The sequence below is a fragment of the Streptomyces sp. SudanB5_2050 genome, assembly GCF_964272335.1.
GTDB lineage: Bacteria > Actinomycetota > Actinomycetes > Streptomycetales > Streptomycetaceae > Streptomyces > Streptomyces rochei.
Map to the genome: position 1 here is coordinate 3,423,469 of NZ_OZ186760.1, position 25,067 is coordinate 3,448,535.

The window sequence follows — 25,067 nt, forward strand, 5'->3', positions numbered from 1 at the left end:
TGACCGGGCCGGGGAGAGCGCGCGGGCCGGGTCCCGTACGGAACCCGGCCCACAGATCACCGTGGCGTGCCGCCGTTCACGCGGCCACCGGCTGCTTCGCTTCCGGCGAAGGCGCCGACGGGTCCGTGCCGCCGGGCCCCTGGGACACCGCTCCCGGCGCCGGCTTGCGCAGCCCCTTGAGGACGATCACCAGGGCCGTCGTGACACAGACGCCGGCCGCGATGGCGACCAGGTAGAGCAGCGGGTTGCCGATCAGCGGGACCACGAAGATGCCTCCGTGCGGGGCGCGCAGGGTGGCGCCGAAGGCCATCGACAGGGCGCCGGTGAGCGCGCCGCCCACCATCGAGGACGGGATGACCCGCAGCGGGTCGGCCGCCGCGAAGGGGATCGCGCCCTCGGAGATGAAGGAGGCGCCCAGCACCCAGGCGGCCTTGCCGTTCTCGCGCTCGGCCGCGTTGAAGAGCTTGCCGCGCACGGTCGTCGCCAGGGCCATGGCCAGCGGCGGGACCATGCCGGCCGCCATGACGGCCGCCATGATCTTCATCGCCGAGTCGCTCGGGTCGGCGACCGCGATGCCGGCCGTCGCGAAGGCGTAGGCGACCTTGTTGACCGGGCCGCCCAGGTCGAAGCACATCATCAGGCCGAGCAGGGCGCCGAGCAGGACCGCGTTGGCGCCGGACAGACCGCTGAGCCAGTCGGTCATCGCCTTCTGCGCGGACGCGATGGGCTTGCCGATCACCACGAACATCAGGAACCCGACGACCGCGGAGGAGATCAGCGGGATCACCACCACCGGCATGATGCCGCGCAACGCGGCCGGTATGCGGACCCGTTGGATCGCCATCACCACGGCTCCGGAGATCAGGCCGGCCGCCAGACCGCCGAGGAAACCGGCGTTGACGGTCAGCGCGATCGATCCGCCGACGAAGCCGGGGACGAGACCCGGGCGGTCCGCCATGCCGTAGGCGATGTAACCGGCCAGCACGGGGACGAGGAAGGCGAAGGCCACGCCGCCGACCTGGAACAGCATCGCCGCCCAGCTGTCCGCCTGCGACCACACGAAGTGGTCCATCACCGAGGGCGCCTTGTTGATCTCGTAGCCGCCGATCGCGAAGCCCAGTGCGATGAGCAGACCGCCCGCGGCGACGAACGGCACCATGTAGCTGACGCCGGACATCAGCCAGACGCGCAGCTTCGTCCCGTACCCCTCACCGGGCTTCCCGCCGCGCTCGACGGGGGTCGTGCCGGAGGCTCCGTCGGTACCGGCGGCACCGACCGCCGTGACCTCGCCGCGGGCCGCCTTGCCGCGGACCTCGTCGATCAGCTCGCCGGGCCGGTTGATGGCCGCCTTGACGCCGGTGTCGACGGTGGGCTTCCCGGCGAAGCGGTCCTTGTCGCGCACAGGCACGTCATGGGCGAAGATCACGCCGTCCGCCGCCTCGATCACCGCCGGGTCGAGCCGGGTGAACCCGGCCGAGCCCTGCGTCTCGACGACGACCTCGACGCCCGCCTCGCGGCCCGCCTTCTCCAGCGACTCGGCCGCCATGTAGGTGTGGGCGATGCCGGTGGGGCAGGAGGTGACGGCGACGACCCGGAAGGGACGCCCGCGCTCGGCGGGTCCGTCGTCGGTTCCGTTCCGGGGTCCGTCGTCGGTTCCGTTCCGGGACCCTTCCTCGGGCCCTTCCTCGGGCCCGACGTCGGGGCTGCCCGTGGCGGCCCCGGCGGAGGCCGCCGCCGGGACCGCCACGGAGTCCACGGAGTCCACGGAGTCCTCGTTGCGTTCGGGAACGCCTCCGGTACCGTCCGGCTCCTCCCCGCGGATCAGCGCCGCGGCGGCGTTCGCGTCGGCCGCCGACCGCAGCGCGTCGGTGAACTCGGCGTTCATCAACTGCCGGGCCAGGGAGGACAGGATCGTCAGGTGGGCGTCGTCGGCGCCCGCCGGAGCGGCGATCAGGAAGACCAGGTCGGCCGGGCCGTCCGCCGCCCCGAAGTCGATGCCGGCGGCGCTGCGCCCGAAGGCGAGCGTCGGCTCGGTGACGTGCTCGCTGCGGCAGTGCGGGATGCCGATGCCGCCGTCGAGGCCGGTCGGCATCTGCGCCTCGCGGGCGGCCACGTCGGCGAGGAAGCCGTCGAGGTCGGTCACCCGGCCCAGGGCCACCATCCGCTCGGCGAGGGCACGCGCCGCCGCTTCCTTGCTGTCGGCGGACAGGTCGAGGTCGACCAGGTCCGCGGTGATCATCTCGCTCATCGCGGGCTCCTTAGCTCGCGTATCGCCCGGAACGGGACGTGGTGGGCGGGGACGGGGACGGGGGCATTGCCGTGGGGGTCGAGGGCACCGCGGTGGGGAACGGGGAGGCGGCGTCGGGTGCGCGGGGCGCCGCGCCGGTGATCGGGGGCGGGCCGGGCGGGCGGTCCGGCGCCCGCGTGTGCGGGGGTCATGTCGCCGGCTCCTTCAGTGCGCGGTCCGTCGGCACCTGGGCCGTGACCGTCACCGCGCCCGGGTCCAGGTCGGCCGGCGTCGGCATCACGCTGCCGGGCAGCCGGACGGCGGCGGCGCCGTGCGCGACCGCGGCGGCCAGGGCCTCCGGTCCCGTGCCCCCGGCGACGAGGAACCCGGCGAGGGAGGCGTCACCGGCACCGACGTTGCTGCGTACGGCGTCCACGCGAGCGGTGCCGAACCAGCTGCCCGCGTCGTCCACGAGCAGTTGCCCGTCGGCGCCGAGGCTGGCGAGCACGGACCGCGCGCCCAGCTCCCGCAGTTCCTCGGCGGCCTTCACGGCGTCGCCGACCGTCGCCAGGGGACGCCCCACGGCCTCGGCCAGCTCCTCGGCGTTCGGCTTCACCACGTCGGGCCGCTCGCGCAGGGCCCGCAGCAGGGCGGGACCCGAGGTGTCGAGCGCGATGCGGACACCGGCGGCGTGCGCACGGGCGACCAGTTCGGCGTACCAGGAGGGCGCGAGCCCTCGGGGCAGGCTGCCGCAGCAGGCGATCCAGTCCGCGCCCCGCGACTGCCCGCGCACCGTCTCCAGCAGCGACTCGCGTTCCGCCGCCGTCAGTTCGGGGCCGGGCGCGTTGATCTTCGTCAGGACGCCGTCCGTCTCGGCGAGCGCGATGTTGGCCCGGGTGACCCCGGCGATCGGCACCGGCGCGACCTCGATGCCCTGGGCGTCGAGCAGTTCGGAGACGAGCGCGCCGGACGGGCCGCCGAGCGGCAGCACCGCCACGGTGCGCCGGCCGGCCGCCGTCACCGCGCGGGAGACGTTCACGCCCTTGCCTCCCGGGTCCACGCGTTCGCCCGTGGCACGGACGACCTCGCCGCGGTCGAGGGAGGGCACCTCGTAGGTGCGGTCCAGGGACGGGTTGGGGGTGACGGTGAGGATCATGCGCGTACTACTTCCGTGCCGTCGCGCTCGACGGCGGTGGCGTCTTCGGGGCTCAGCCCGCTGTCGGTGATCAGCAGGTCCACATCGCTCAGGGAGCCGAAGCGGGCGAAGTGCTCCTGGCCGTACTTGGAGGAGTCGGCGAGCAGCACCACGCGGCGGGCGGCGGCGACGGCGGCCCGCTTGACCGCGGCCTCGGCGAGGTCGGGCGTGGTCAGACCGTGTTCGGCGGAGAAGCCGTTGGCCGCGACCAGCACCACGTCGGCGCGGATCTCGCCGTACGCGCGCAGCGCCCAGGCGTCCACGGCGGCGCGCGTACGGTGCCGCACGCGCCCGCCGACCAGATGGAGCTGGATGCCGGGGTGGTCGGCGAGGCGGGCGGCGATGGGCAGGCTGTGGGTGACGACGGTGAGCGAGGTCTCCCGCGGGATCGCGGCGGCCAGCAGGGCCACCGTGGAACCGGCGTCGAGGATCAGCGTGCCGTCGGCGGGCAGCTCGGCGAGGGCCGCCTTGGCGATCCGGTCCTTCTCGTCGGCCGCCGTGGACTCGCGCTCGGCGAGGTCCGGCTCGAAGTCGAGCCGCCCGGCCGGAATCGCTCCGCCGTGCACCCGGCGGAGCAGCCCGGCCCGGTCGAGGGCCTTCAGGTCGCGGCGGATGGTCTCCGCCGTCACCTGGAACTCCTCGGCCAGCGACACCACGTCGACCCGGCCGCCGTCCCGCGCGAGCCGGAGGATCTCCTGCTGACGCTCCGGTGCGTACATGCCCGCTCGCCTCCGACCTGCGCCGGCCCACGCCGACCTATGCCCGAACCTGTGGTTTCTCTCGGAGGCTACGCGCGGTTTTCCGGAAAGTAAACAAGTAATCGGACCCATCCAAACTCATCCGGGCACAGATGGGCGTGAACGGGCATCCTCATCGGCCACCGCTCATCGGACACCGACTCATCGATCACCGGCCCCTCGGGCATCGGCTCCTCGCGCACCGGCTCATCGATCACCAGCCCCTCGGGCACCGGCTCGTCCGTCACCGGCCGGAACAGACGGAGGGCGGGTCCGGTGCCTGGCACCGGACCCGCCCTCCGCTTCCGCCGCTTCCTCCGCTTCCGCCGCGCGGCGGCCTCAGACCAACGCGGCCTCCGTCGGGCGCTGCGCCGGCTCCTCCCCCGCGGCACCCTCCACGTGCTGCGCCGGCCGCTTCGGCAGCGCGAACATCAGCAGGAAGATGACGGCCATGACCGCCGCCACCCAGCCCAGTGCGTTCTGGAAGGCGTCCGCGTAGGCCGGGCCGACGCCGGACGGCGCCGGGTGGTCGCTCATCGTGCCGAAGAAGACCACCGAGACCAGCCCGAGCCCGAGCGCGTTGCCCATCTGCTGCACGGTGTTGATGAGCCCGGACGCCGACCCGGCGTGCTCGCGCGGCACCTGGGAGAGCACCGCGTCGGTCAGCGGCGCGACGATCAGCCCCATGCCGACGCCCATGACGACGAGCGGCAGCGCCATCTGCCAGGAGGTGATGTCCAGTCCATAGTGCCCGGCCTCCCAGAGGTACAGCAGTACGCCCGCGGCCATCACCAGGGCGCCCGCCTGGAGCACCTTGCGGCCGAAGCGCGGCACCAGCTTCTGCACCGACACGCCGGCCGCCACCGAGACGGCGACCGAGAAGGGAACGCCGGTCAGTCCGGCCCGCAGCGGACTCCAGCCGAGCCCGTCCTGCATGTACAGGGTCCACACCAGGAAGAAGATGCCGAGCGCGATCCCGAAGACGGTCTGCACGGCGATGCCGGCGGCGAAGCTCTTGACCCGGAACAGCTCCAGTTCGACCAGCGGCGAACCGTCCCGCAGCTTCTTGCGCCTCTCGTACGCCACCAGCACCGCGAGCACGACGAACGCGCCCGCCATCGACAGGTGCCCCCACAGCGGCCAGCCCAGCTCGCGGCCCCGGGTGAGCGGGTAGACCAGCATCAGCAGGCCGAGGGTGACCAGGGCGACCCCGACGAGGTCCAGCCGCAGGGCGCGTGGCGCCCGGGACTCGGTGATGTACCGGCCGCCGAGGACGAGGGCGGCGACACCGACCGGCAGGTTGATGAGGAAGATGGGCCGCCAGGCGAGCCCGAAGAGGTTCCACTCGGTGAGCAGGGCGCCCAGCAGCGGCCCGGAGACCGCACCCAGTCCGACGATCGCGCCGAACAGCCCGAACACCTTGCCGCGTTCGTGCGCCGGGAAGGTGGCGTGCACGATCGACAGCACCTGCGGCACCATCAGCGCGGCCATGGCGCCTTGGAGGATGCGGGAGGCGACCAGCATCTCGGGGTTGACCGCGAGCCCGCACAGCGCGGACGCCACGGTGAAGCCGCCGACGCCGACGAGGAACACCCGCTTGCGCCCGTGGATGTCGCCGAGCCGTCCGCCGGTGATCAGACCGGCCGCGAAGGCGAGGGCGTAACCGGCGGTGATCCACTGGATCTGGCTGAAGGAGGCGCCTTCGTCCTGCCGGATCGACGGGATGGCGATGTTGACGATGGTGACGTCGACCAGGTCCATGAAGGCGGCGGTCATCACGATCGCGAGGGCGTACCAGCGGCGGCGGTCGCCCGCGGCGGGCGCCGCCGGTGACACGTCCGGGGTGTGCGTTGAGGTCATGGCAGTGAAGCTACGACCCCACTAGGACAGATCCCGTCCTAGTGCTGCGCCATCCTGGGGACCATGACGACGGACACTCCGGCCCGGCTCCTGACCCTCCTCTCCCTCCTCCAGACGCCCCGCGAGTGGCCCGGCGGTGAGCTGGCCGAGCGGCTCGGGGTCTCCCGCCGCACGGTCCGGCGGGACATCGACCGGCTGCGTGAGCTGGGCTATCCGGTGCAGGCGTCGATGGGCGCCGACGGCGGCTACCGGCTGGTGGCCGGCAAGGCGTTGCCGCCGCTGGTCCTCGACGACGAGGAGGCGGTCGCGATCGCGGTCGGTCTGCGGGCCGGAGCCGGGCACGCGGTCGAGGGCGTGGACGAGGCGTCGGTGCGGGCGCTGGCCAAGCTGGAGCAGGTGCTGCCGTCGCGGCTGCGCCACCGGGTGGCCACCCTCCAGGCCGCGACGACACCGCTGACCAGCGGGGACGGGCCGAGCATCGCGCCCGAGACGCTGACCGTCATGGCCTCCACCGTGGCCGGCCGGGAGCGGCTGCGGTTCGCCTACCGCGCGGGCGACGGCACCGAGTCGCGGCGCCTGACCGAGCCGTACCGGCTGGTCTCGACGGGACGCCGCTGGTACCTGGTCGCCTACGACCTCGACCGGGAGGACTGGCGGACCTTCCGGGTGGACCGGGTGAGCGAGCCGTTCGCGACCGGCGCGCGGTTCGCTCCGCGGGAGCTGCCGACCGGGAGCGCGGCGGAGTACCTGCGGCGTTCCATGCAACGGCACGGCGACGCGTACGACATCGAGGTCGTCTTCCACGCGCCGCCCGAGACGGTCGCCGCGCGGTTGCCGCAGTGGCTCGGGCCGCTGGAGCCGGCGGACGACGGCTCGTCCTGCGTCCTGCGGGCGACCGTCTCCGACGCGGTGGAGTGGACCGCGGTACGGCTCGCGATGACGGGCGTGGACTTCCGGGTCCGTCAGCCGGCGCAACTGGTGGAGTCCGTACGGGGCTTGGGGGAACGGCTGATACGCGCGACGGGCGACGACTGACGGCCCCTACGGCAGGGGAACGCACCCGCCGCACCCACCTGGCCCCCGCCGGCCGCGCACCCGGCCGTCAGCCCCCGCCCCCGCCCCCCTCCCAGGCGAACCCCCGCAGCCCCTCCAGGTTCCGCAGCGCCAGCTCGACGGGGCTCCGCGTCCCCGTCGCGTCCTCGGCCCAGTACTCCACCGCCACCCGAACGGCCGCCCCCGCCACCGCGGCGCCGAAGCGCAGACCGGGTGAGGCCGCGAGCCGCGCGGCAACGTTGTCGTCCCCTGCCGACAGCCGCGCCGCCAGCACCTCCGCGAGCCCTCGTTCCGCCGTGTGGCAGACCTCCGCCCACACCTTCCGCAGCGCCGGGTTGGTCTCCGCCAGGCGGATGAGCGTGCGGGCCGACTCCCAGGAAGGCGCCGAGACGCCTCCGCCCGGCGTCAGCGTGTACCGCACGGCGTGTTCCAGGGCCTCGCACGGGGACAGCGCGGCCGGGGCGTCCCGTACCGCCTCCGCCCACCGCTCGGCGCCGACGGCGTAGAGCGGGGCGACGGCCTCCTCCTTGGTCGCGAAGTACCGGTAGAAGGTGCGTGGCGCGATCCCGGCGGCGCGGGCGATGTCCTCCGCCCGGGTGGCGCGCAGCCCCTGGCCGACGAAGAGGCGGGCCGCGGCGCGGGCGATCTCCATCCGGGTCTCGGCCTTGCGCCGCTCGGTGAGGGACGGCCCTCCGGGGCCGTGGGTGGGACGGGGGGCCGGAAATGACGGCTCGGTGGTGCTGCTCACTTCGGCAGGCTATGCCGCTGTGACAGAATCTGCCATTCGGCGGGTCACCCCGGGGTTCAGGTCCGGGGTGCCCCGTCCTTTCCGGTCGCCCGGGGCGGCCGGAGGAGCCCGGAAGACGGGAGGAGCCGGGCTGCGGCGCCCCGGGGGGAGAGGCGCCGAGCCCGGCTCGGGAGAGTCCCGGCGCCGGGGGGAGTGCGTCGGGACGTGGTCCTGAAGGGGCGCGAGGCCCGGTCCGGAGCGGGTGCCCCGGGGCCGAACCACTGGGCCCGGAAGTCTTGTTCCCGGGCCCCCGCCCGTTGAAGCAGCGTTGTACAGCCATGTTTGCGCGGGGTTCGGCCACCGGCGTACGCCCCACGCGTCACGTTACGCCCCCTGATCACGGCGGGCCGGTGACCGGCCCGCCGCGCCGCCTACGCCGCCGCCTCGAAGCCGGTGTCGCGGGCCAGCTTCTTCAGCTCGAGCAGCGCGTGCTTCTCGATCTGCCGGATGCGCTCACGGGTCAGCCCGTGCTCCTTGCCGACCTCGGTCAGCGTACGCTCCCGGCCGTCCTCGATGCCGTACCGCATCTTGATGATGGAGGCCGTGCGCGGGTCGAGGCGGCCGATGAGGTCGTCCAGCTCCTCGCTGCGCAGCAGCGTCATCACGGACTGCTCGGGCGACACGGCGGAGGTGTCCTCCAGCAGGTCGCCGAACTGGGTCTCGCCCTCGTCGTCCACCGACATGTTCAGCGAGACGGGGTCGCGGGCCCAGTCGAGCACGTCGGTGACGCGCTCCGGCGTCGAGCCCAGCTCGGCGGCGATCTCCGCGGGCTCCGGCTCGCGCCCGTGCTCCCGGTTGAACTCGCGCTGCACGCGCCGGATGCGGCCCAGCTCCTCCACGAGGTGGACGGGGAGCCGGATGGTGCGCGACTGGTCCGCGATGGAGCGGGTGATGGCCTGACGGATCCACCAGGTGGCGTACGTCGAGAACTTGAAGCCCTTGCGGTAGTCGAACTTCTCGACCGCGCGGACCAGGCCGGCGTTGCCCTCCTGGATCAGGTCGAGGAGCGGCAGGCCGCTGCGGGGGTAGCGGCGGGCCACGGCGACGACCAGGCGGAGGTTCGAGCGGATGAAGACGTCCTTCGCGCGCTCGCCCTCGTCGATCAGGGCCTGGAGCTCCTCCCGGGTGGCGTCCGCCCCGGTCTCCTCGTAGCCTTCGAGGACCTGCCGCGCGAACACACCCGCCTCGATGGTCTGGGACAGCTCGACCTCCTTGGCGGCGTCGAGCAGCGGTGTCCGTGCGATCTCGTCGAGGTACATGCCGACCAGATCGCGGTCGGCGAGCTCGCCGCCGTTGGCGCGGACGCTGGTTGCCGCGTCGGCCGTCTCGCCGGTGGCGGACTTACGACGGGCGACGGCACGGGTTGCCATGCGTGCTCCCTTGCGATGGTGGTTCAGCGGGTGGTCCTTCGGACGTCGGACACCGTGTGGTTGTCATCTCCGGTCCCTTCCGGGACTCTCCTCGGGTGCCCTGCATCCGATGGAAACAACGACTGGAATCCGGACAGAATTCCCAACCCGCCCCCCGATTTTTCTGATCATGCAGTACCCTGTGCCGCCACACGAGGAGGCGTGATGCTGTCGGGGCGTACAGAGGTCCAGGTCAGGCCGGGGGTCGAGGGAGACCTCGAAGCCCTCACCGACCTCTACAACCACTACGTGCGTGAGACGCCCATCACGTTCGACACCGAGCCCTTCACCCCGGAAGAACGCCGCCCTTGGCTGCTCTCCCACCCTGAAGACGGCCCCCACCGGCTCAGGGTTGCCACGGACGCCGGGTCACAGGAAATCCTGGGGTACGCCACCTCCGGCCCCTATCGCGCGAAGCCCGCCTACGGCACCTCCGTGGAGACCACCGTCTACGTCGCCCCGGGTGCCGGCGGCCGGGGCGTCGGCACCCTGCTCTACACGGCGCTCTTCGAGGCCCTGGCCGGCGAGGACCTGCACCGCGCCTACGCGGGCATCGCCCAGCCGAACGAGCCGTCGGTCCGGCTGCACGAGCGCTTCGGTTTCCGGCACGTCGGCACGTACCACGAGGTGGGCCGCAAGTTCGGCCGGTACTGGGACGTGGCCTGGTACGAGAAGCCGCTCTAGCCCCCCCCGGCACGGCGGGTGCGCTCAGCCGAACTGCACCGACCGCTTGGCCAGCCCCATCCAGAACCCGTCGATCACGGACCGCCGCAGATCCAGCTCACCGGCCGCGTCCGCCGCGCCCATCGTGACGAACAGCGGGGCGAAGTGCTCGGTGCGCGGGTGGGCGAGCAGGCCCGCCGGGGACTTGCGGGTGAAGTCGAGCAGCGCGTCCACGTCGCCGGTCTCCAGCGCGCGCCGGCCCCAGTCGTCGAACTCCGCGGACCAGGAGGGGACGCCGGCCTGGCGCAGGGCGGCCAGATTGTGGGTGAAGAAGCCGGAGCCGATGATCAGCACGCCCTCGTCGCGCAGCGGCGCGAGCCTGCGGCCGATCTCCATGAGCCGCGCCGGGTCGAGGGTCGGCATGGAGACCTGGAGGACCGGGATGTCGGCGCCGGGGTACATCTCGACCAGCGGCACGTAGGCCCCGTGGTCGAGGCCGCGATCGGGCACGTCCTGCACCGGTGTGCCGGGGGCGCGCAGCAGCTTGCGTACGGACTCGGCGAGCGCGGGCGCGCCGGGGGCCTCGTAGCGCACGCGGTAGTAGTGCTCGGGGAAGCCCCAGAAGTCGTAGACCAGGGGGACGGTTCGGGTGGCGCCGAGGGCGAGCGGGGCCTCCTCCCAGTGCGCGGAGACGACGAGGATCGCCCGGGGTCGGGGCAGGTCGGCGGCCCAGGCGGCCAGCTCGCCGGGCCAGACCGGGTCGTCGGCCAGCGGCGGGGCTCCGTGGCTGAGGTACAGGGCGGGCATGCGCTCCTGGGCGGTGGCGGACACGGTGCGGCTCCAGTTACTTGAACTCTCAAGCTGTCTACCGCCGAATGTAAGCCTTTCTTGTTTAAGATTCAAGGACTCGTACGATGGGATACATGAACACGGCACCCATCCCGCCCTCCGCCGACGAGCCCCGCTGGCTCACCGCCGAGGAGCAGCGCGTCTGGCGCTCCTACATCGAGGCGGCCACCCTCCTGGAGGACCACCTCGACCGCCAGCTCCAGCGCGACGCGGGGATGCCGCACGTCTACTACGGCCTGCTGGTCAAGCTCGCCGAGTCGCCGCGCCGGCGACTGCGGATGACGGAGCTGGCCCGGTACGCCAAGATCACCCGCTCCCGCCTCTCGCACGCGATCGCCCGACTGGAGAAGAACGGCTGGGTGCGCCGCGAGGACTGCCCCTCCGACAAGCGCGGCCAGTTCGCCATCCTCACGGACGAGGGGTACGAGGTGCTGCGCCGGACCGCGCCGGGCCACGTGGACGCCGTACGCCAGGCCGTGTTCGACCGTCTCACGCCGGAACAGCAGAAGTCCCTCGGCGAGATCATGCGGATCGTCGCCGAGGGACTTCAGCCCAGCGAAGCGGGTGCGGACCTGCCCTGGCTGCGCTGAGCGCGCGGCCGGGGCAGGTCCGGGGAGACCGTGCGCACGGGGCGTCCCCTCCCCCGCGCACGGTGTGGAACGGGTGACCCGACGGGATATCCGGGTACGGCCGCCGTGGCGGTCGTCAGTGGGCGACGACCGGCACCGGCAGCTCGTCCTCGGCCGTCTCGCCCGCACCGGACCCCGTGACGGCGCTGCCGCCCGGACGACCGGCGTTGACGAAGGTCAGGGCGATGACGGCCGCCACGACCAGGATGCCGACGGCGAACCAGATCGCGCTGGTGTAGCCCTGCACCTGGCCCTCCAGCTGGACCAGCTGCTGCTGGGAGCGGGTGGCCGCGCCGCCGATGTGGTCGGCGATGTAGGACGTGGTGGCCGAGGCCGCGATCGTGTTCAGCAGGGCCGTGCCGATGGCGCCGCCCACCTGCTGCGAGGTGTTGACCATCGCGGAGGCGACACCGGAGTCCCGCGGCTCCACGCCCTGGGTGGCCATGGACATCGCCGGCATGAACGCCGTGCCCATGCCGAGGCCGAGCAGCAGCATGCCGGGCAGCAGCACCGCGGCGTAGGAGGTGTCGACCTCCAGCTGGGTCAGCAGCAGCATGCCGACGGCGGCGACCAGGAAGCCCGGGCCCATCAGCAGCCGGGGCGCGACCCGGGTCATCAGACGGGTACCGATCTGGGTGGAACCCGTGATCATGCCCGCGATCATCGGCAGGAAGGCGAAGCCGGTCTTGACCGGCGTGTAGCCCTTCACGATCTGCAGGTAGTAGGTGAGGAAGAGGAACAGGCCGAACATCGCGATGATCGCCAGGCCCAGCGAGAGGTAGATCCCGCCCCGATTGCGCTCGGTGATCACGCGCAGCGGCAGCAGCGGCGCCTTGACCTTCGACTCGACGATCACGAAGGCGAGCAGCAGCACGGCGGAACCGACGAACATGCCGACCGTCACCGCGTCGCTCCAGCCCTCGGACTCGGCGCGGGTGAAGCCGTAGACGAGCGCGACCAGGCCCAGGGTGGACAGGATCACGCCGGGGACGTCGAGCGGCGAGCGGTTGCGGCCGCCCTTCGGCTCACGGATGACCAGGTACGCACCGGCCGCCGCGACCACGGCGAACGGGATGTTGACGAAGAACGTCCAGCGCCAGTTCAGGTACTCGGTGAGGAAACCGCCCAGGATCAGACCCACGGCGCCGCCACCACCGGCGATCGCGCCGTAGATGCCGAACGCCTTGGCGCGCTCCTTGGCGTCCGTGAACATCACGGCGAGCAGGGAGAGCGCGGCGGGCGCGAGCAGGGCGCCGAAGACACCCTGGAGGGCGCGGGAGCCGAACATCATCGCCTCGTTGGTGGCCGCGCCGCCGAGCGCGGAGGCGGCGGCGAAGCCGGCCAGGCCCACGACGAAGGTGCGCTTGCGGCCCCACAGGTCGGCTATCCGGCCGCCGAACAGCAGCAGACCGCCGAAGGCGAGGGCGTAGGCCGTGACGACCCACTGCCGGTTGCCGTCGGAGATGCCGAGGTCCTGCTGGGCGGAGGGCAGGGCGATGTTCACGATGGTGGCGTCGAGGACGACCATCAGCTGGGCGAGCGCGATGAAGACCAGCGCTTTCCAGCGGCCGGCGTCCGGCGCGTCGGTGACGCCGGAGGCCTTGACGGCTGTTTGAGACATGGGGATACCCACTTCGGGACTTCGTGACGGAAAAAGGTGAGTAAAGGGACGACTGGGACGCCTGGGTCCAGGGCGACGACGACTACGGGCGTCGTCGCCCTCCGGCCGGGCGTGGGTGTCGGTGAGGTCTTCGCGGAACTACTGGTCGCAGGGCCGGCGCAGGTCCTCCATGGTCATGGCCGTGCCCGGCAGGCCGGAGCGGGCGGGAGCCCGCAGCCCGTCCAGGAACAGCTGAAGGTGACGGTGGACGAAACGGTCGGCACTCAGGCACCCCGTGCCGGCCGGGGGCCGGCTGAGCTGGGCCGCGGCGATCATCACGTCGCCCACGCCCACGTCGGTACGGAGCTGACCGGCCGCCTTCGCCCGGTCCATGACCTCGGCGACGAGTCGCTCGACCCGTTCGCGCGCCGCTTCCAGGTCGGGGTGGTGCTGGTCGAAGGTGCTGGACACCATGGGGCACAGGGCGCTGATCCGCTCGTCGGCGGCGACGTGCACGAAGCGCTCCAGCGCCTCGAACGCGTCCCCGGACTCGGCGAGCGCGACCTCGGCCGCCCGTGCCGTACGGTCCATGACCGAGCAGACGACCTCGCGGACGAGGGCGTCGCGGTCGGGGAAGTTGCGGTACACCGTGGCGTTGCCGACACCGGCCCGGCGGGCGACGTCGTCGAGCGGCACGTCGGGCCCGTGCTCGACGAACATCTCCCGGGCGGCGGTGACGATCCGCTCCCGATTGCGCAGGGCGTCGGCGCGCGGCCGGGTCACCTTCTGACGCTCGGGGGTTGCGGTCTGCACGGCGTACTCCTCGGACATTCGGGTGGCGATCCGGGGAGGGACTCCCCGTTTCGCTCGGACACATGGCTAAACGGGGAAACGATCCCCGGTTATTTCCCGCCTTCGAAGAAACCTTCCGTGACCTGGGTCACACATCGGACGGGGGCTGCTCCCCGTCCTCCCCCGATCGGCGGCTACCGGCGAGAAACCCACGATCGGCTCCTCCAGCGCGCGCCCGCCCACCCCCCGGCACAGGGTGAGCGCAAGGGTGCAGCCGAAGCCGGGCGGCTGCCGTGGTCCGGGAGGTCCGCATGCAGCCGCAGCCGCAGCCGAGCCGCCGGATACGCCCGCGCAGGCTCGCCGCGCTCGCGACCGTCACCGCCCTGACCTTCGCGCTCAGCACCTCGGCCGGCAGCGGCGGCCTCGCCCCCGGCACCACGGCGGCGGGCCCCGGACCGGCGGTCCTCTCCCGCTCCGCCGCGCACGCCCCCTGCATGATCAGCGGCGGCCCCGAGATCCAGATGTCCGAGGGCGTCCCCACCGCCGCCGGCTACGCCCGCTCCACGGGCACCGTCCGCGCCCTCACCCTGATGATCGACTTCTCCGACGCGCCCGGCGAGGGCAAGGCGCTCGACCGGTACGCGGAGTTCTTCCCGCAGACCGAGGAATGGTTCCGCACCAGCTCCTACGGCCGCCTCGACTACCGCCCCGAGACGCCGATCAAGGACTGGCTGCGCATGCCGAAGTCCTTCGCCGAGTACGGCATAGAGCGCGGCGCCCCCTTCGAACCCGGCTACCGGAAACTGGTCGAGGATCTGGTCGCCGAGGCCGACGCGAAGGTCGACTTCCGCGCGTACGACCTCGTCAACGTGCTGGTCACCCCGAACGCCGGCCCCTCCGCCCTGGACACGGTCCTGTCCGTCACCTTCGCCGGCAACGCGGAGGCACCGGTCGCCGACGGCGTCCCCGTCGCCAACGCCTCCTTCGTCTACTCCCGCCAGGACGACGGCTCCGGCTCCTACGACGAGACCGGCTACCGGGTCCTGCCCCACGAGAACGGCCACGTCTTCGGCCTCCCCGACCTCTACACCCAGGAGGGCGGAGGGGCCGTCGGCCACTGGGACATCATGAGCGAGGACTGGGGCGCCGACAACGACCTCCTCGGCTGGCACAAGTGGAAGCTGGGCTGGCTCGACCGCGACCAGGTGCACTGCGCCTCCGCGCCGGGCACGACGGAGTACACCCTCACCCCGCTGGCCCGCAAGGGCGGCGACAAGCTGGTGGTTCTCCCGCTGGACGCGGAGTCCGGGTACGCGGTCGAACTGCGCACCCGCGAGGGCAACGACGAGGTGGTGTGCCGGCCGGGCGTCCTCATCTACAAGGTCGACGCCGACGTGGACACGGGCATGGGCCCGGTGACCGTCTACGACTCCCGCCGGGACAGCGGCGGCTGCACCCGCGCCCCGAACGTCCACGCGGAACTCTCGGACGCCGCCTTCACCGCCGGCGAGACCTTCAAGGACCCGCGCCGGGGCATCGAGATCACGGTGTCGGACGCGGAACCGGACGGCGACCACCGGGTGCGCGTCACCCGCAGGTGACGGGCCGCACCCCTCCCCGACGGCATTACGGTTGGCCTGCCGAGACCGCCGTACCGGAGAGCCGATGCCCGCCCACACCGCCCATGACACCCCGGACGACGAGTCCGGCACCGCACCGGTCGCGCAAGCGCCCGCCGAGGCGGTGACGCCCCTGCTGCGCGGCATCGCGGTCCTGCGCCACCTGACCGACGCGGACGCCGGCACCCTCAGCCTCAGCGGCCTGGAGAAGGCCACCGGCCTGGCCCGCTCCACGGTCGACCGCGTCACGGCCACCCTCGCCCGCATGGGGTACGTCCGCCTCGACGGCCGGGACGTGACCCTCGCCCCCCGCCTCACGGAACTGGGCAACGCCTACCTCGCCGCCCTCCGCCTCCCCGCCCTGCTCTCCGCCCACGCCGACGCGCTCGCCGACGAACTGGACGAGTCGGTCTCCCTCGCGGTCGCCGACGGGGACGGCATCCGCTTCATCCACCAGGCCACCCGCCGCCGCGCGATGTCCCTCAGCTTCCGCATCGGCGACCTCCTCCCCGCCGAACGCACGGCCCCCGGCCCGCTGTTCGCCACGCGGTGGACGGACGCCGACTGGCACCACTGGCGCGCCCGCAGACGGGCCGACCCCCGGCACCACACCTTCCCGGCCGTCCCCCCGGCCGAAGTCCCCGCCCCCGACGCGGACTTCGAGCACCGTACGGCCAGGGCGGCGGCCGACGGCTGGTCCCTGGACGACCAGCTGATCGAACCGGGCCTGGTCGCGGTCTCCGTCCCCGTACGCGACCCCCGCACCGGCGCCCCGGCCTGCGTGGCGAGCGTCGTCAGCCACACCAGCCGCCACACCGCCGACGACCTGCGCGCAACCCTCCTCCCCCGCCTGCGCGAGGCGGTCCGCTCGATGGAGCACACCCTGCGCACCGCCCCGCCCCCGCGGCCGACACCGCCCCCGGCCGACCTGGCCACGTGGACGGGCGCGTCGAAGCAGGAACTCGGCCGGGACTTCGTCGAATCCCTGGCCCGCGGCCTCACCGTCCTCACCGCCTTCGACGAGAACCGCCCGGCCCTCACCCTCTCCGAGGTCGCCAGGGCGACGGGCCTGTCCCGCGCCACGGCCCGCCGCGCCCTGATCACCCACGAACACGCGGGCCTGGTACGCCGGAGCCCCGACCACACCTTCACCCTCACCCCCCGCGTCCTCTCCCTCGGCTTCCCGCCCCTCTCCCGCACCTCCCTCCCCCAGATCGCCCAGCCCCACCTCACGGCCCTCGCCGCCCGCGTCCACGAGTCGGCCGCGCTGGCCGTGCTCTCCGACTCGGGCGAGGAGATCCAGTACACGGCCCGGGCAGCCGCCGACCGCGTCCTGAGCGCCCGCATCGCGGTCGGCACCCGTCTCCCGGCCCACGCGACCGCCCTCGGCCGCGTCCTCCTCGCCCTCCCCGAGGCCCACGCCGCGGGCTACGCCCTGGTCGACGAGGAACTGGAAGCCGGCCTGCGCTCCCTCGCCGTCCCGGTCCACGACCGCGCCGGCCACGTGGTCGCCGCCGTCGACGTGGCCCTGCACGCCGCCCGCCGCACGGCCCGGGCCTGCGTGACGGACATCCTCCCGCCCCTGCGTGAGACCGCCGCCCACATCGAGACCGACCTCCGCGTGGCCTCCCGCTTCCGCCCGGTCCCCCTCACCTGACCACCCGCTACACTGTCGGCGGCGGCACCCCACCGTGCCGCCCCGCCTTCGTAGCTCAGGGGATAGAGCACCGCTCTCCTAAAGCGGGTGTCGCAGGTTCGAATCCTGCCGGGGGCACCAGGCAAAAGGCCCCGGACCGATCTTGGTCCGGGGTCTTTGACATCCACTTCTGACATCAACGCGGGCGATCACCCACGATCAGGGTGCCGCTTCCTGAGCAGTCGGTCCATGTGACTCATGGCCTCGCGCCGCGTGTCCTGCACGACGTGCGTGTAGACATCCATGGTGATGCTGATCTGCGAGTGCCCGAGGATCTCCATCACGACACGGGGCGCGACCCCGGCCGCCGTGAGGAGTGTGGCGGTGCCATGCCGAGCATCGTGCAGCCGGATCACGCGGAGGCCGGCGGGCTCGGCGACGCGGGTGAAGGAGCGGTAGACGTTCCGCAGCTCGACCTGACGGCCGGTACGGATGGTGAAGACGTAACCCGACTCCTGCCAGGTCTCCCCCGCCTTGGACCGAGCCGCCGCCTGCCGTACGTGAGTCAACCCGCCGCGAAGAAAAACTCGCGACGGTCCGTGAGGAGTTAAGTGGGCGTCAGTCGCCGCCAGGGATCCGGTACTCGAAAACGAACTGGTCAGCAGCGATGAGCGTGTCGCACACCTCCACCACCAGGCCCGCGGTCGTACGAGCCTCCCGGATCAGGTGAACCACGGGCGCCCCCGGGATCAGCGCCAGCTCCGAGGCCTCCGCCTTCGAGGCCGACCGAGCTTGCAGCGTCTCGACGAACTCCGCGAACTCATGCCCGTGGCCTTCCAGCCGGGCATAGATGCCACCGCCGCCGGGGTTCTCGGCGAACAGCTCCGGGATGTCCTTCATGACGTCCCAGGGGAGATAGGACGTGGCGGTCTCGACCGGGGTGCCGTTACGGAAGTACAGACGCCGGCGGGCGAGTACCTGCGTACCGGCGGGGACGCCCAGTCGCTCGGCAGCCCCCTCGGGCGCCTCCATCGGGCCGATGTAGAGGACGCTCACCTTCGCCGTCGCGCCGGACTGGGCGGACTCCGCGAGGTAGGCCGCCTGCCCACCCTGCCGAAGCGAGCGCCGGAAGCGATCGGAGGAGCGGTGCCGCACCGGAGGCCGGTTCTTCACGATCGAGCCCTTGCCGTGCCGGGTCTCCACCAGCCCGCTCGCCCGCACCTCGACCATGGCCTTACGGATCGTCCCGCCAGACACGCCGTAGCGCTCCACCAGCTCGGACTCGCTCGGCACCATGTCACCGGGCTTGAGAACTCCCGCCCTGATCTGCTCCACGATCTCGTCCGTGATCTGCACATACCGAGGCCCGGAACCAGCCCCTCCCACCGCAGTCCCCATAGTCCTTCCCTCCCTCCTATGCTCCTCTGCATGAGTCAATTACGGGAAGCAAGGCCGTCCCCCTGCACTCTGTGTCCGTAGCCGGAGTAGTAGTGCGCGAGGACGGCCGCCTCCTGGCGATCCGCCGAGCCGACAACGGCACCTGAAAGCTCCCCGGCGGCGTGCTCGAACTCGACGAGGCCCCGGAGGCCGGCGTGGCCAGCGAGGTCCTGGAAGAGACCGGCATCCACGTCGAGGTGGACGAACTCACCGGCGCCTACAAGAACATGACCCGAGGCGTCGTCGCCCTGGTCTTCCGCTGCAAGCCCTCCGGCGGAACCGAACGCACCTCCAGCGAGTCCACCGCCGTTTCCTGGCTCACTCCGGACGAGGTCAGCGAGCGCATGACCGAGGTTTACGCAGTCAGGCTCCTGGATGCCTTGGACGGCAACGGCCCCCACGTCCGCAGCCACGACGGGAAGCACCTCATCCCAACGGGATAAAACCTTCTCTCCATCATCAAGGCGGCTCGCTCCGCTCACCGCGCGCGGCCCGGCCGCCGGACGCGCCTGCCCGAGTTACAAAGCAACGTACGGCGCACGATCGTGCTTGGCCTCAGAGCGGGCGGATCACGGGCCAAACCCGATGCGCCTATCAAGCTTCAGCGATGAGTTTGGCAGAGGGGCTACTACGGCGATAGCCCCTAACCGCACACTTAGCCACAGCAGAGTAAGGCGCGTCCTCCTTCTTCATCCTCCTAAGAGCATTAATCGAATCGTGGAAAATACTTCGCGCCATGACATTTTGCGTCTCTTTGTAGGCCACAAGCGCCTCGTCCGCCCGATCGCACATCTGAAGCACCTCCAGGAAGATACGCTTCCGTGCTTCGATAAGCCTTACATGATCTAGATGATACAGAGCACGCGATACAGCTACACGGTCAGGTACGTTCTCTTCCAATGCTTCCGCATCGGGATTCACGTTCACTTGGCCCGTCTCATCAAACCAGAGAGCTGTGACGTCGAACTGATCGCACGGATCGAGGAGCATCGGGATTTCGACGGATATTGAAACTAAGTGGCTGTCTGCTCTGCGAGAGCCCGCAGCCAAGGGAAAGAAGTCAGCCTTACCCCCAGTTGTCCCACCCTCCCCATGGCGCCGACTATTGCAGTAAGTGCAGGCGAATCTATAGTTTCGGACATCGAATGCCAGCCACCAGTACCCTTCCTTACTCGCACCGGAAACGCTTCCCTTCGGCCTAAAATGGTCAACCGCATTATCTGACCTTATATCGGCTGACTCGCAATACCAGCACTTCTGGTGCCCAACGGCCGCCAAGACTCCCTTGATGCTGCGCCAAAGTTCCTGATTATCGTCGATAATCTTCTTCCTTGCCGCTGCCCCATCAGCTTCCCGCAACTCATCGGTCACGCTCTTCGCCTTAGCCTTCCACCCTTCTGGAAGGCGGGCGATAACTTCCTGCCGATCAATGAAAATCAAGAACCGCCCCCGACAGTACTAGTCTTCCTGTTCTTCGATCTCATTCAATAGCGCCACAGCGTCTTCGAAGTTCTCCTCGACCTGCTCTCGCGTAAAAGCAAGAGGATGCTGTGTCGTTTGACTCGCCGACTTGGCTTTCAGATAGGCCTGAAACTCCGGGTCTCTGTCTTCCATCAAAAGACCGAGATGCCTAAGTTCATTCCCGAGCTGGTTAAGCCTGTCCTGTTCCTCCGGAGTCAATTGGTCGTCAGGACGAGCGGACAGCAGTCGCTTTTCATCTAGCTTGTCGAGCGTCTCGAGGTCGAGTTGGGACCTCAATCCGTAAACGTCACTCGTTAGGAGCGCTCCAACCCCCATCCCCTGAGGGTCCTCCAACGGCTCGACAGCTGTTATGCGACCGTCGCCATGGCGCTCAAGAATGCGGACATCCTGTCTAAGGAGGCCCGCTACAACGAGCGGGTCATGGGTCGCCATCAGGACCTGACAACCATCGTCAAGCCCACCAAATTCCCCCAGGAACTTCCGGTATTGCACGCTCCAGGCCGGGTTTAGGTGTGTGTCAGGCTCATCCAGAAGAAACAGGGACTCTTCCTCGCGTGTGAATCTCATCAATCCCAGGACAAGAAGAAGCTGCTGCTCCCCCTCGCTCAACTCCCGGAACGTGAGAGGAGAAGACGACCTAGAGGTTCTCACCCTGATGCGTACGTCATGAATTAGTTCAGAGATGTAAGTGCTTTCGAGAGCCTTGAAGAAGTCTCCATTGCTCGCGTACCCGGCCCTAAGCTCTTTGGCTTCCGAGAGGCTCTCAAGGTAAAGGTAGAGGTGCTCCGTTTGCGAAGATCGGGCCAACCCCGTTCTTATCTTGCGTTCCAGCCTCATTGGCGCTAGCGAGAGACGGTAGAGGCGATCGAGTAATGCTCTGACCGTGCCGCGCGCGTTCCAAAAACGTTCATCGCCGTTTTTGCCGGGCCATGAGGGCTTCTGCATTTCAAAAAGCACTGAGTCCAGGTCCTCGATACCCAGATGGTCACGCAGCAACCGCAGAACTACAGGATCTTCATCCAAAAAGAAGGCTAGGAGAACGAAGTTCGAGTGTACATTGCGCGCATAGAAAAGAGGCCGCAAGGGCCTTTCGATGCCGTCGATGAGATCCTTGTAGAAGCGCTCCTGATGAGGAATGAAATGCTCTTCAAGACGATTGCTCGGGCCAGAATAGTAGCCGAACACATGCTGGGGACGATACTCTCGACCGTCCTTTCCCGAGAATTTTGTGAAACTCATCGAGCGGCCGTTTACATGGCATTTGACACTGTGCCCAGTTCGCGACCGCTCCGAGGAGATGGAAACCGCACTTCCTTTGATCAGATAATCCAACTCGAACACGAAATCGGGCCGCCGCCCAAGGTCAATGTCACGAAAGATTATCGTCAAAGCTTCAAGAAGGTTGGACTTTCCGCTGCCATTACGACCTACTAGTACAGAAACAGCGGCATTTTCGTCAAGGTGGATCTCGAAGTCCTGCAGATTCTTGAACGACTCTACTTTCACACGTGTGATGCGCATCTATTCTGCCACCGAAATCTTGACATCCGTGTCGTTCGGTCGTGCTACTTCGAGCCGACGCAACTGCTTCAGCTCACGCAACGCAGCGTAGAAGCTATCAACAGCACTATCAGCAAGGGAAAGCTGCCGGAATAGGTGCTCTGGGTCCAGAGGACCCGAAGCCTCCTGCAGTACAGCTAGAATCTCTTCCGGAGTGGTGCTGGATTTGAGACTAATGCGCTTACTCCTATTCTTGCTGGATTGCCGCCGCGATCTAGAAGCAGGCTTGTTGCGCTGCTTTGCAGCCGTTTCCTTTACTTTGGTCAAGATGAGTGAAGACAATGACTCACTCTCGTCGCCCGCTGTCCGCCGCGTAATCCACCTGGCCATCTCTCCGAAAGCACAGGATCCCGTGAGTTCGCGCTCCAGTCCTTGGAGCTGGCCGGTGGCGCTTTGCGCATCCCTGAGGACACTCTGTTGGGCCGCGGTCACCTCATTCAAGGCCTCGGCGATCTGTCGCTGAGTACTCAGATCCCGTACTGGCACAGGCAACTGCCTAACATCCCGAAGATTCAACCCAGGCATATCGATACCGCGCAGTCGACTTCGCAACCATCCCTGTGCTGCCGAGCTTGATAGCCAATGCGCTAGGTAGTCACTATCCACATGCGCGCTCGGTCTTATCCGGGCAGTTCCCTGTGTGATATTTGCCCCGCCTAGCTCCTGCGGTACTACGGCAACACGTAGGCTACGGATGATGCCGAGCAGCACATCACCCGGCAGCAACGATGACCTCTCATATCGCTGAGCAATCGATTGTGATGTCTTCCTGAGCTGATCTTGCAAAATGAAACCGTCTTGCAAGTCCTGGCCGCGAACATACGGAATACCGGAACCGTCATCGATATCAGGCCCGGGTTGAAGAATCCCATAGACAATGGGTGAATCTTCAGCCACAACGTCTGCCGCTTGTCGCCAAGTTACTTGCGCATTCGGATCTACCTTGCCAGGCTCTCCAAGTTCCGCTCCCTCCAAGATTAGGAGGTCTCTTGCTTTCCCCGGAAGCCCGATTGCTCTGTCAATGATGTTGCTCATCGCCGTGAGAGCGTCATCGATAGAACTCTGTATGTCGCGGGCGCAATCAACGATTGCCTCTTGGGTGATCCGAGGAGGCAGCGGGAAAGGCAACTCCTGGAAGCGCCGAAGTCCGAGGTGAGCAATATTGGTAGTAGCTTTGGCGATCTCCGCAAAGACACCTGCGTGCTGATACGCCCTAAATACCAGAAGTGCAAATTCCGGCAGAATCTCACGGTGAGCACGGAACCTGATAAGCGTGTTCTGGAAGTACAGCTCATCAGGTTCGGATCGATACATCGCCGCTCGCCCCACCAGCTCACGACTCTGCCCCTCACATAGGAGGATGTCTCCGTCTACAAGCCTGTACCTTTCTCTGGCCGCAGAATCGAAGCTCATTTCTGCTAGATCCTGTAGATCTAGCGCATCATCGCGAACGTTCGCAACACGGAGATAATGCCTCAGGTCATCTGCTGGGCCACTCGTAGTCTCTGGTGAGCGTTGCTGGCCAACCAGGGTCTCGCCGGCTTCCTTCACCAGGCAGAAGCGCCATGCCTCGGGGAAAGCGTCTGGAATCATCATAGTCCGAGCGTCTCCCCTTCGCGGTCCTGAAAGTGACGAGTAAGGATCTTCTCAATTTCAGAGATTCCAGACAAAGCACTATCGAGTTCCTCACGCAGGCTTCTGGTGTCATCGAGGAGATCAATAATACTGCTTGAACCTATCGGCCTGTCGGTATACCTCACATGAGCGAAGTCCAGACGATCGCCGCCCGCTGTGAGTTCTTCCCGGGTTAGACGCTTGAACCGGTCCGTCTCAATGCGAGGGCTCCTTCCGAACGGATCGGAGCCATAGGCTGAGACAAACTCGTTCAGGTCGCTAGCCAGTAGCTGCCTTCTCTTACCGAAGCTCGTCTGACCGGAACGCAAGTCATAGAACCAGGTTTCTTCGGTGGTGCCATCAGCGCAAAAAAATAGCACTGAAGTCTTGACGCCAGTGGCATAAAAGATGCCTGTCGGCAGACTCAGAATGGTGTGGACTCTGTTGCTTTCTAGCAGCTTGGTCCGTACAGCGGCGGCCGTCCCGCCCTCGAACAGGACGTTGTCAGGTACGACAATCGCAGCACGCCCTCCCTCAGAAAGGTTCTGGTATACATGCTGCAAGAACGCCAACTGTTTGTTCGAGGTTTGGTACTCGAGCCTCTCATTCTGCTCTGCGGTTAGAGCACCCTTTGCGCCAAAGGGTGGATTCGTGAGGATTACCGAGTAGCCGTTCTCGTCCACATCCTGATGCAAAGCATCCCCGAGAATTATCTTACCCTCGAGTCCGTGCAGCAGAAGGTTCATTAGCGCCATACGCTGCACATCCCGGACCAACTCGATACCAACCAATTTGGGAGGCGAAGTGTGGCCGGTCGCGGCGCCCAAGCCTGCGGCTACTAGGAAGCCACCAGTACCTGCGGCAGGGTCGTATACCACGTCATCATTGTTTGGCGCGGTTACTTGAACAAGCGCCTCGACCACTGGTCGAGGTGTGAAGTACTGGCCAGCACCATAACGAGACTCCTGCGCGTTTTTTTGAATCAGCCCTTCGTAGACATCACCAAGGCCATTTTGTCGCGCTCGATACCAATCAATATCCTCGATGCCCTGAACTAGCTGCATGAGTGATTCGCCGGAATTGATGCCGGTTTTCGAATCTGCAAAGATGGTTCGGACGACTTCATCGTCTGCGGCACCGAGATTATGCAGGATTTCGGCGTACCGAGAAAGAATACTGTCCGGGGAACATTCGCTAAGTTCGCCCCAACGGCAGTCGCCCGGGATCCTGTTTTCCATTTCGAGTTCCTGGGCGAGCTTGAGAAAAAGCAAATATGTAAGTTCGTTCAAATACTCGTGGTAGGTCACACCTTCATTTCTCAGCACTCCGCACAGAGCCCAAAGCCTCCGGGTCACATCCGAAGTGTCCTGCATAGTCGCATCCTTAGGTTGGTGGTGGCCTAGCCTACCTAGGAGTATCCACTCCGTGGGCAACTGACGTTGAGATCGGTGTATCGCCTTGCACGTGGGCTCTGTGCGCGGGTTCGCATCCTGCCGGGGGGCTCTGGCTGGAGTGACTAGGGCCCCGCGACCATCCCGCTTGGCTGGTCGCGGGGGCCGGTTGTCTGTGTGGCTGCCCTCCTCTGCATGATGCTCTGCTGTGGCCTGCCTCGCCCTCGGCGCCCATCTGTAAGCAGATGACCTTCGTGCCAGCCAGCCTGGAGGCTTCGGACCAAGGCAGACGTCTGTCCGAGCTGACATCCAGGCAGGGGCAGGGCGCACCTGACTGAGCAATGTCCCACGTGACAACGCCCATTGAATATCAGCGAACATGCTTGGACGCTAAGTACCATCAGCGCAGTGAGGGACACTCGCAGCGCCCTCGCCCGTTGCTTCGGGACGAGGCGGTCACTGCCCAAGGCCTCACTGCCACGCTTCCGCCGCCGACGGACGACATCAAGCAGCGTGTCTGAGGTTCT

20 protein-coding genes, 1 tRNA gene and 2 pseudogenes are annotated in these 25,067 nt (G+C 68.4%); 7 read left to right on the top strand and 16 right to left on the bottom strand.

The window, feature by feature from the left end; genetic code table 11:
* Positions 1-76 precede the first annotated feature (76 nt).
* From ACFZP7_RS15150 to ACFZP7_RS15170, 5 genes are all read right to left on the bottom strand, one after another.
* Complete coding sequence (locus ACFZP7_RS15150; RefSeq protein WP_385634605.1) at positions 77-2,248, bottom strand: fructose-specific PTS transporter subunit EIIC; 2,172 nt, start codon at positions 2,246-2,248, stop codon at positions 77-79.
* A 187-nt stretch (positions 2,249-2,435) separates the two neighbouring features.
* Entirely contained in the window at positions 2,436-3,383 is a 948-nt protein-coding gene (pfkB, locus tag ACFZP7_RS15155; protein WP_127444329.1) for a 1-phosphofructokinase, read from the bottom strand.
* A complete protein-coding gene (locus ACFZP7_RS15160) occupies positions 3,380-4,141 on the bottom strand; it encodes a DeoR/GlpR family DNA-binding transcription regulator (protein WP_019326504.1) in 762 nt (253 codons plus the stop codon). The genes pfkB and ACFZP7_RS15160 overlap by 4 nt, the downstream gene beginning before the upstream one ends.
* A 68-nt stretch (positions 4,142-4,209) precedes the next feature.
* Complete coding sequence (locus tag ACFZP7_RS15165) at positions 4,210-4,407, bottom strand: hypothetical protein (RefSeq protein ID WP_385634606.1); 198 nt, start codon at positions 4,405-4,407, stop codon at positions 4,210-4,212.
* Positions 4,408-4,498: 91 nt separating this feature from the next.
* The gene (locus ACFZP7_RS15170) at positions 4,499-6,019 is read right to left on the bottom strand and encodes an MFS transporter (RefSeq protein ID WP_385634607.1); all 1,521 of its coding nucleotides are present in this window, start codon (positions 6,017-6,019) and stop codon (positions 4,499-4,501) included.
* 63 nt (positions 6,020-6,082) lie between these two features.
* On the opposite strand from ACFZP7_RS15170, the gene ACFZP7_RS15175 reads away from it, so the two are divergent.
* Positions 6,083-7,054 carry a helix-turn-helix transcriptional regulator gene (locus tag ACFZP7_RS15175; protein ID WP_385634608.1) on the top strand — a complete coding sequence of 324 codons (972 nt, stop codon included), beginning with the start codon at positions 6,083-6,085 and terminating at the stop codon, positions 7,052-7,054.
* A 67-nt stretch (positions 7,055-7,121) separates the two neighbouring features.
* On the opposite strand, the gene ACFZP7_RS15180 is transcribed toward ACFZP7_RS15175, so the two are convergent.
* Entirely contained in the window at positions 7,122-7,724 is a 603-nt protein-coding gene (locus ACFZP7_RS15180) for a TetR/AcrR family transcriptional regulator (protein ID WP_385638450.1), read from the bottom strand.
* A gap of 506 nt (positions 7,725-8,230) precedes the next feature.
* Positions 8,231-9,229 carry an RNA polymerase sigma factor RpoD/SigA gene (locus ACFZP7_RS15185; protein WP_019326509.1) on the bottom strand — a complete coding sequence of 333 codons (999 nt, stop codon included), beginning with the start codon at positions 9,227-9,229 and terminating at the stop codon, positions 8,231-8,233.
* A gap of 207 nt (positions 9,230-9,436) precedes the next feature.
* Here ACFZP7_RS15185 and ACFZP7_RS15190 point away from each other — a divergent pair, with 207 nt between their 5' ends.
* The gene (locus ACFZP7_RS15190; RefSeq protein WP_078911856.1) at positions 9,437-9,952 is read left to right on the top strand and encodes a GNAT family N-acetyltransferase; all 516 of its coding nucleotides are present in this window, start codon (positions 9,437-9,439) and stop codon (positions 9,950-9,952) included.
* A 24-nt stretch (positions 9,953-9,976) separates the two neighbouring features.
* Here the strand turns inward: ACFZP7_RS15190 and ACFZP7_RS15195 are convergent, their stop codons facing one another.
* Entirely contained in the window at positions 9,977-10,738 is a 762-nt protein-coding gene (locus tag ACFZP7_RS15195) for a dioxygenase (protein WP_079126676.1), read from the bottom strand.
* A 107-nt stretch (positions 10,739-10,845) separates the two neighbouring features.
* On the opposite strand from ACFZP7_RS15195, the gene ACFZP7_RS15200 reads away from it, so the two are divergent.
* Positions 10,846-11,370 (top strand): MarR family winged helix-turn-helix transcriptional regulator, encoded by a 525-nt coding sequence (locus tag ACFZP7_RS15200; protein WP_019326512.1) that lies wholly within the window; start codon positions 10,846-10,848, stop codon positions 11,368-11,370.
* Between the two features lie 115 nt (positions 11,371-11,485).
* On the opposite strand, the gene ACFZP7_RS15205 is transcribed toward ACFZP7_RS15200, so the two are convergent.
* Positions 11,486-13,030 carry an MFS transporter gene (locus tag ACFZP7_RS15205; protein WP_046248980.1) on the bottom strand — a complete coding sequence of 515 codons (1,545 nt, stop codon included), beginning with the start codon at positions 13,028-13,030 and terminating at the stop codon, positions 11,486-11,488.
* 138 nt (positions 13,031-13,168) lie between these two features.
* Positions 13,169-13,822, bottom strand: a complete 654-nt coding sequence (locus ACFZP7_RS15210) for a TetR/AcrR family transcriptional regulator (protein ID WP_175438013.1) — start codon at positions 13,820-13,822, stop codon at positions 13,169-13,171.
* Between the two features lie 290 nt (positions 13,823-14,112).
* Between ACFZP7_RS15210 and ACFZP7_RS15215 the strand changes: the two genes are divergently transcribed.
* The 3 genes from ACFZP7_RS15215 (at position 14,113) to ACFZP7_RS15225 (ending at position 17,197) form a co-directional block, all read left to right on the top strand.
* The gene (locus ACFZP7_RS15215) at positions 14,113-15,402 is read left to right on the top strand and encodes a M6 family metalloprotease domain-containing protein (RefSeq protein WP_046248991.1); all 1,290 of its coding nucleotides are present in this window, start codon (positions 14,113-14,115) and stop codon (positions 15,400-15,402) included.
* A gap of 64 nt (positions 15,403-15,466) precedes the next feature.
* A complete protein-coding gene (locus ACFZP7_RS15220) occupies positions 15,467-17,077 on the top strand; it encodes an IclR family transcriptional regulator C-terminal domain-containing protein (protein ID WP_385634609.1) in 1,611 nt (536 codons plus the stop codon).
* 44 nt (positions 17,078-17,121) lie between these two features.
* Positions 17,122-17,197 (top strand) — tRNA-Arg (locus tag ACFZP7_RS15225).
* A gap of 68 nt (positions 17,198-17,265) precedes the next feature.
* On the opposite strand, the pseudogene ACFZP7_RS15230 reads toward ACFZP7_RS15225, so the two are convergent.
* Positions 17,266-17,616, bottom strand: a pseudogene (locus tag ACFZP7_RS15230) (tyrosine-type recombinase/integrase); the annotation flags it as partial.
* A gap of 58 nt (positions 17,617-17,674) precedes the next feature.
* The gene (locus ACFZP7_RS15235) at positions 17,675-18,454 is read right to left on the bottom strand and encodes a GntR family transcriptional regulator (RefSeq protein ID WP_385634610.1); all 780 of its coding nucleotides are present in this window, start codon (positions 18,452-18,454) and stop codon (positions 17,675-17,677) included.
* Between the two features lie 92 nt (positions 18,455-18,546).
* Here ACFZP7_RS15235 and ACFZP7_RS15240 point away from each other — a divergent pair.
* Positions 18,547-18,936 (top strand): annotated as a pseudogene (locus ACFZP7_RS15240) (NUDIX domain-containing protein).
* A 151-nt stretch (positions 18,937-19,087) separates the two neighbouring features.
* On the opposite strand, the gene ACFZP7_RS15245 reads toward ACFZP7_RS15240, so the two are convergent.
* From ACFZP7_RS15245 to ACFZP7_RS15260, 4 genes are all read right to left on the bottom strand, one after another.
* On the bottom strand, positions 19,088-19,864 hold the full coding sequence (locus ACFZP7_RS15245; RefSeq protein ID WP_385634611.1) for a hypothetical protein: 777 nt from the start codon (positions 19,862-19,864) through the stop codon (positions 19,088-19,090).
* Positions 19,865-19,951: 87 nt separating this feature from the next.
* Positions 19,952-21,496, bottom strand: coding sequence for an AAA family ATPase (locus tag ACFZP7_RS15250; protein WP_385634612.1), 1,545 nt, complete (start codon positions 21,494-21,496; stop codon positions 19,952-19,954).
* Positions 21,497-23,131: a hypothetical protein gene (locus ACFZP7_RS15255; RefSeq protein WP_385634613.1), complete on the bottom strand. Its 1,635-nt coding sequence runs from the start codon at positions 23,129-23,131 to the stop codon at positions 21,497-21,499.
* Positions 23,128-24,522 carry an N-6 DNA methylase gene (locus ACFZP7_RS15260; RefSeq protein ID WP_385634614.1) on the bottom strand — a complete coding sequence of 465 codons (1,395 nt, stop codon included), beginning with the start codon at positions 24,520-24,522 and terminating at the stop codon, positions 23,128-23,130. The genes ACFZP7_RS15255 and ACFZP7_RS15260 overlap by 4 nt, the downstream gene beginning before the upstream one ends.
* Positions 24,523-25,067 lie beyond the last annotated feature (545 nt).

Excerpts from the sequence above, each read along its gene's own strand:
- ACFZP7_RS15180 (WP_385638450.1), bottom strand. The coding sequence starts at position 7,724 with ATGGAGATCGCCCGCGCCGCGGCCCGCCTCTTCGTCGGCCAGGGGCTG.
- ACFZP7_RS15260 (WP_385634614.1), bottom strand. The coding sequence starts at position 24,522 with ATGCAGGACACTTCGGATGTGACCCGGAGGCTTTGGGCTCTGTGCGGA.
- ACFZP7_RS15150 (WP_385634605.1), bottom strand. The coding sequence starts at position 2,248 with ATGAGCGAGATGATCACCGCGGACCTGGTCGACCTCGACCTGTCCGCC.
- ACFZP7_RS15175 (WP_385634608.1), top strand. The coding sequence starts at position 6,083 with ATGACGACGGACACTCCGGCCCGGCTCCTGACCCTCCTCTCCCTCCTC.
- ACFZP7_RS15255 (WP_385634613.1), bottom strand. The coding sequence starts at position 23,131 with ATGATGATTCCAGACGCTTTCCCCGAGGCATGGCGCTTCTGCCTGGTG.
- ACFZP7_RS15235 (WP_385634610.1), bottom strand. The coding sequence starts at position 18,454 with ATGGGGACTGCGGTGGGAGGGGCTGGTTCCGGGCCTCGGTATGTGCAG.
- ACFZP7_RS15250 (WP_385634612.1), bottom strand. The coding sequence starts at position 21,496 with ATGCGCATCACACGTGTGAAAGTAGAGTCGTTCAAGAATCTGCAGGAC.
- ACFZP7_RS15160 (WP_019326504.1), bottom strand. The coding sequence starts at position 4,141 with ATGTACGCACCGGAGCGTCAGCAGGAGATCCTCCGGCTCGCGCGGGAC.
- ACFZP7_RS15215 (WP_046248991.1), top strand. The coding sequence starts at position 14,113 with ATGCAGCCGCAGCCGCAGCCGAGCCGCCGGATACGCCCGCGCAGGCTC.
- ACFZP7_RS15200 (WP_019326512.1), top strand. The coding sequence starts at position 10,846 with ATGGGATACATGAACACGGCACCCATCCCGCCCTCCGCCGACGAGCCC.
- pfkB (WP_127444329.1), bottom strand. The coding sequence starts at position 3,383 with ATGATCCTCACCGTCACCCCCAACCCGTCCCTGGACCGCACCTACGAG.
- ACFZP7_RS15205 (WP_046248980.1), bottom strand. The coding sequence starts at position 13,030 with ATGTCTCAAACAGCCGTCAAGGCCTCCGGCGTCACCGACGCGCCGGAC.
- ACFZP7_RS15220 (WP_385634609.1), top strand. The coding sequence starts at position 15,467 with ATGCCCGCCCACACCGCCCATGACACCCCGGACGACGAGTCCGGCACC.
- ACFZP7_RS15170 (WP_385634607.1), bottom strand. The coding sequence starts at position 6,019 with ATGACCTCAACGCACACCCCGGACGTGTCACCGGCGGCGCCCGCCGCG.
- ACFZP7_RS15195 (WP_079126676.1), bottom strand. The coding sequence starts at position 10,738 with ATGCCCGCCCTGTACCTCAGCCACGGAGCCCCGCCGCTGGCCGACGAC.
- ACFZP7_RS15185 (WP_019326509.1), bottom strand. The coding sequence starts at position 9,229 with ATGGCAACCCGTGCCGTCGCCCGTCGTAAGTCCGCCACCGGCGAGACG.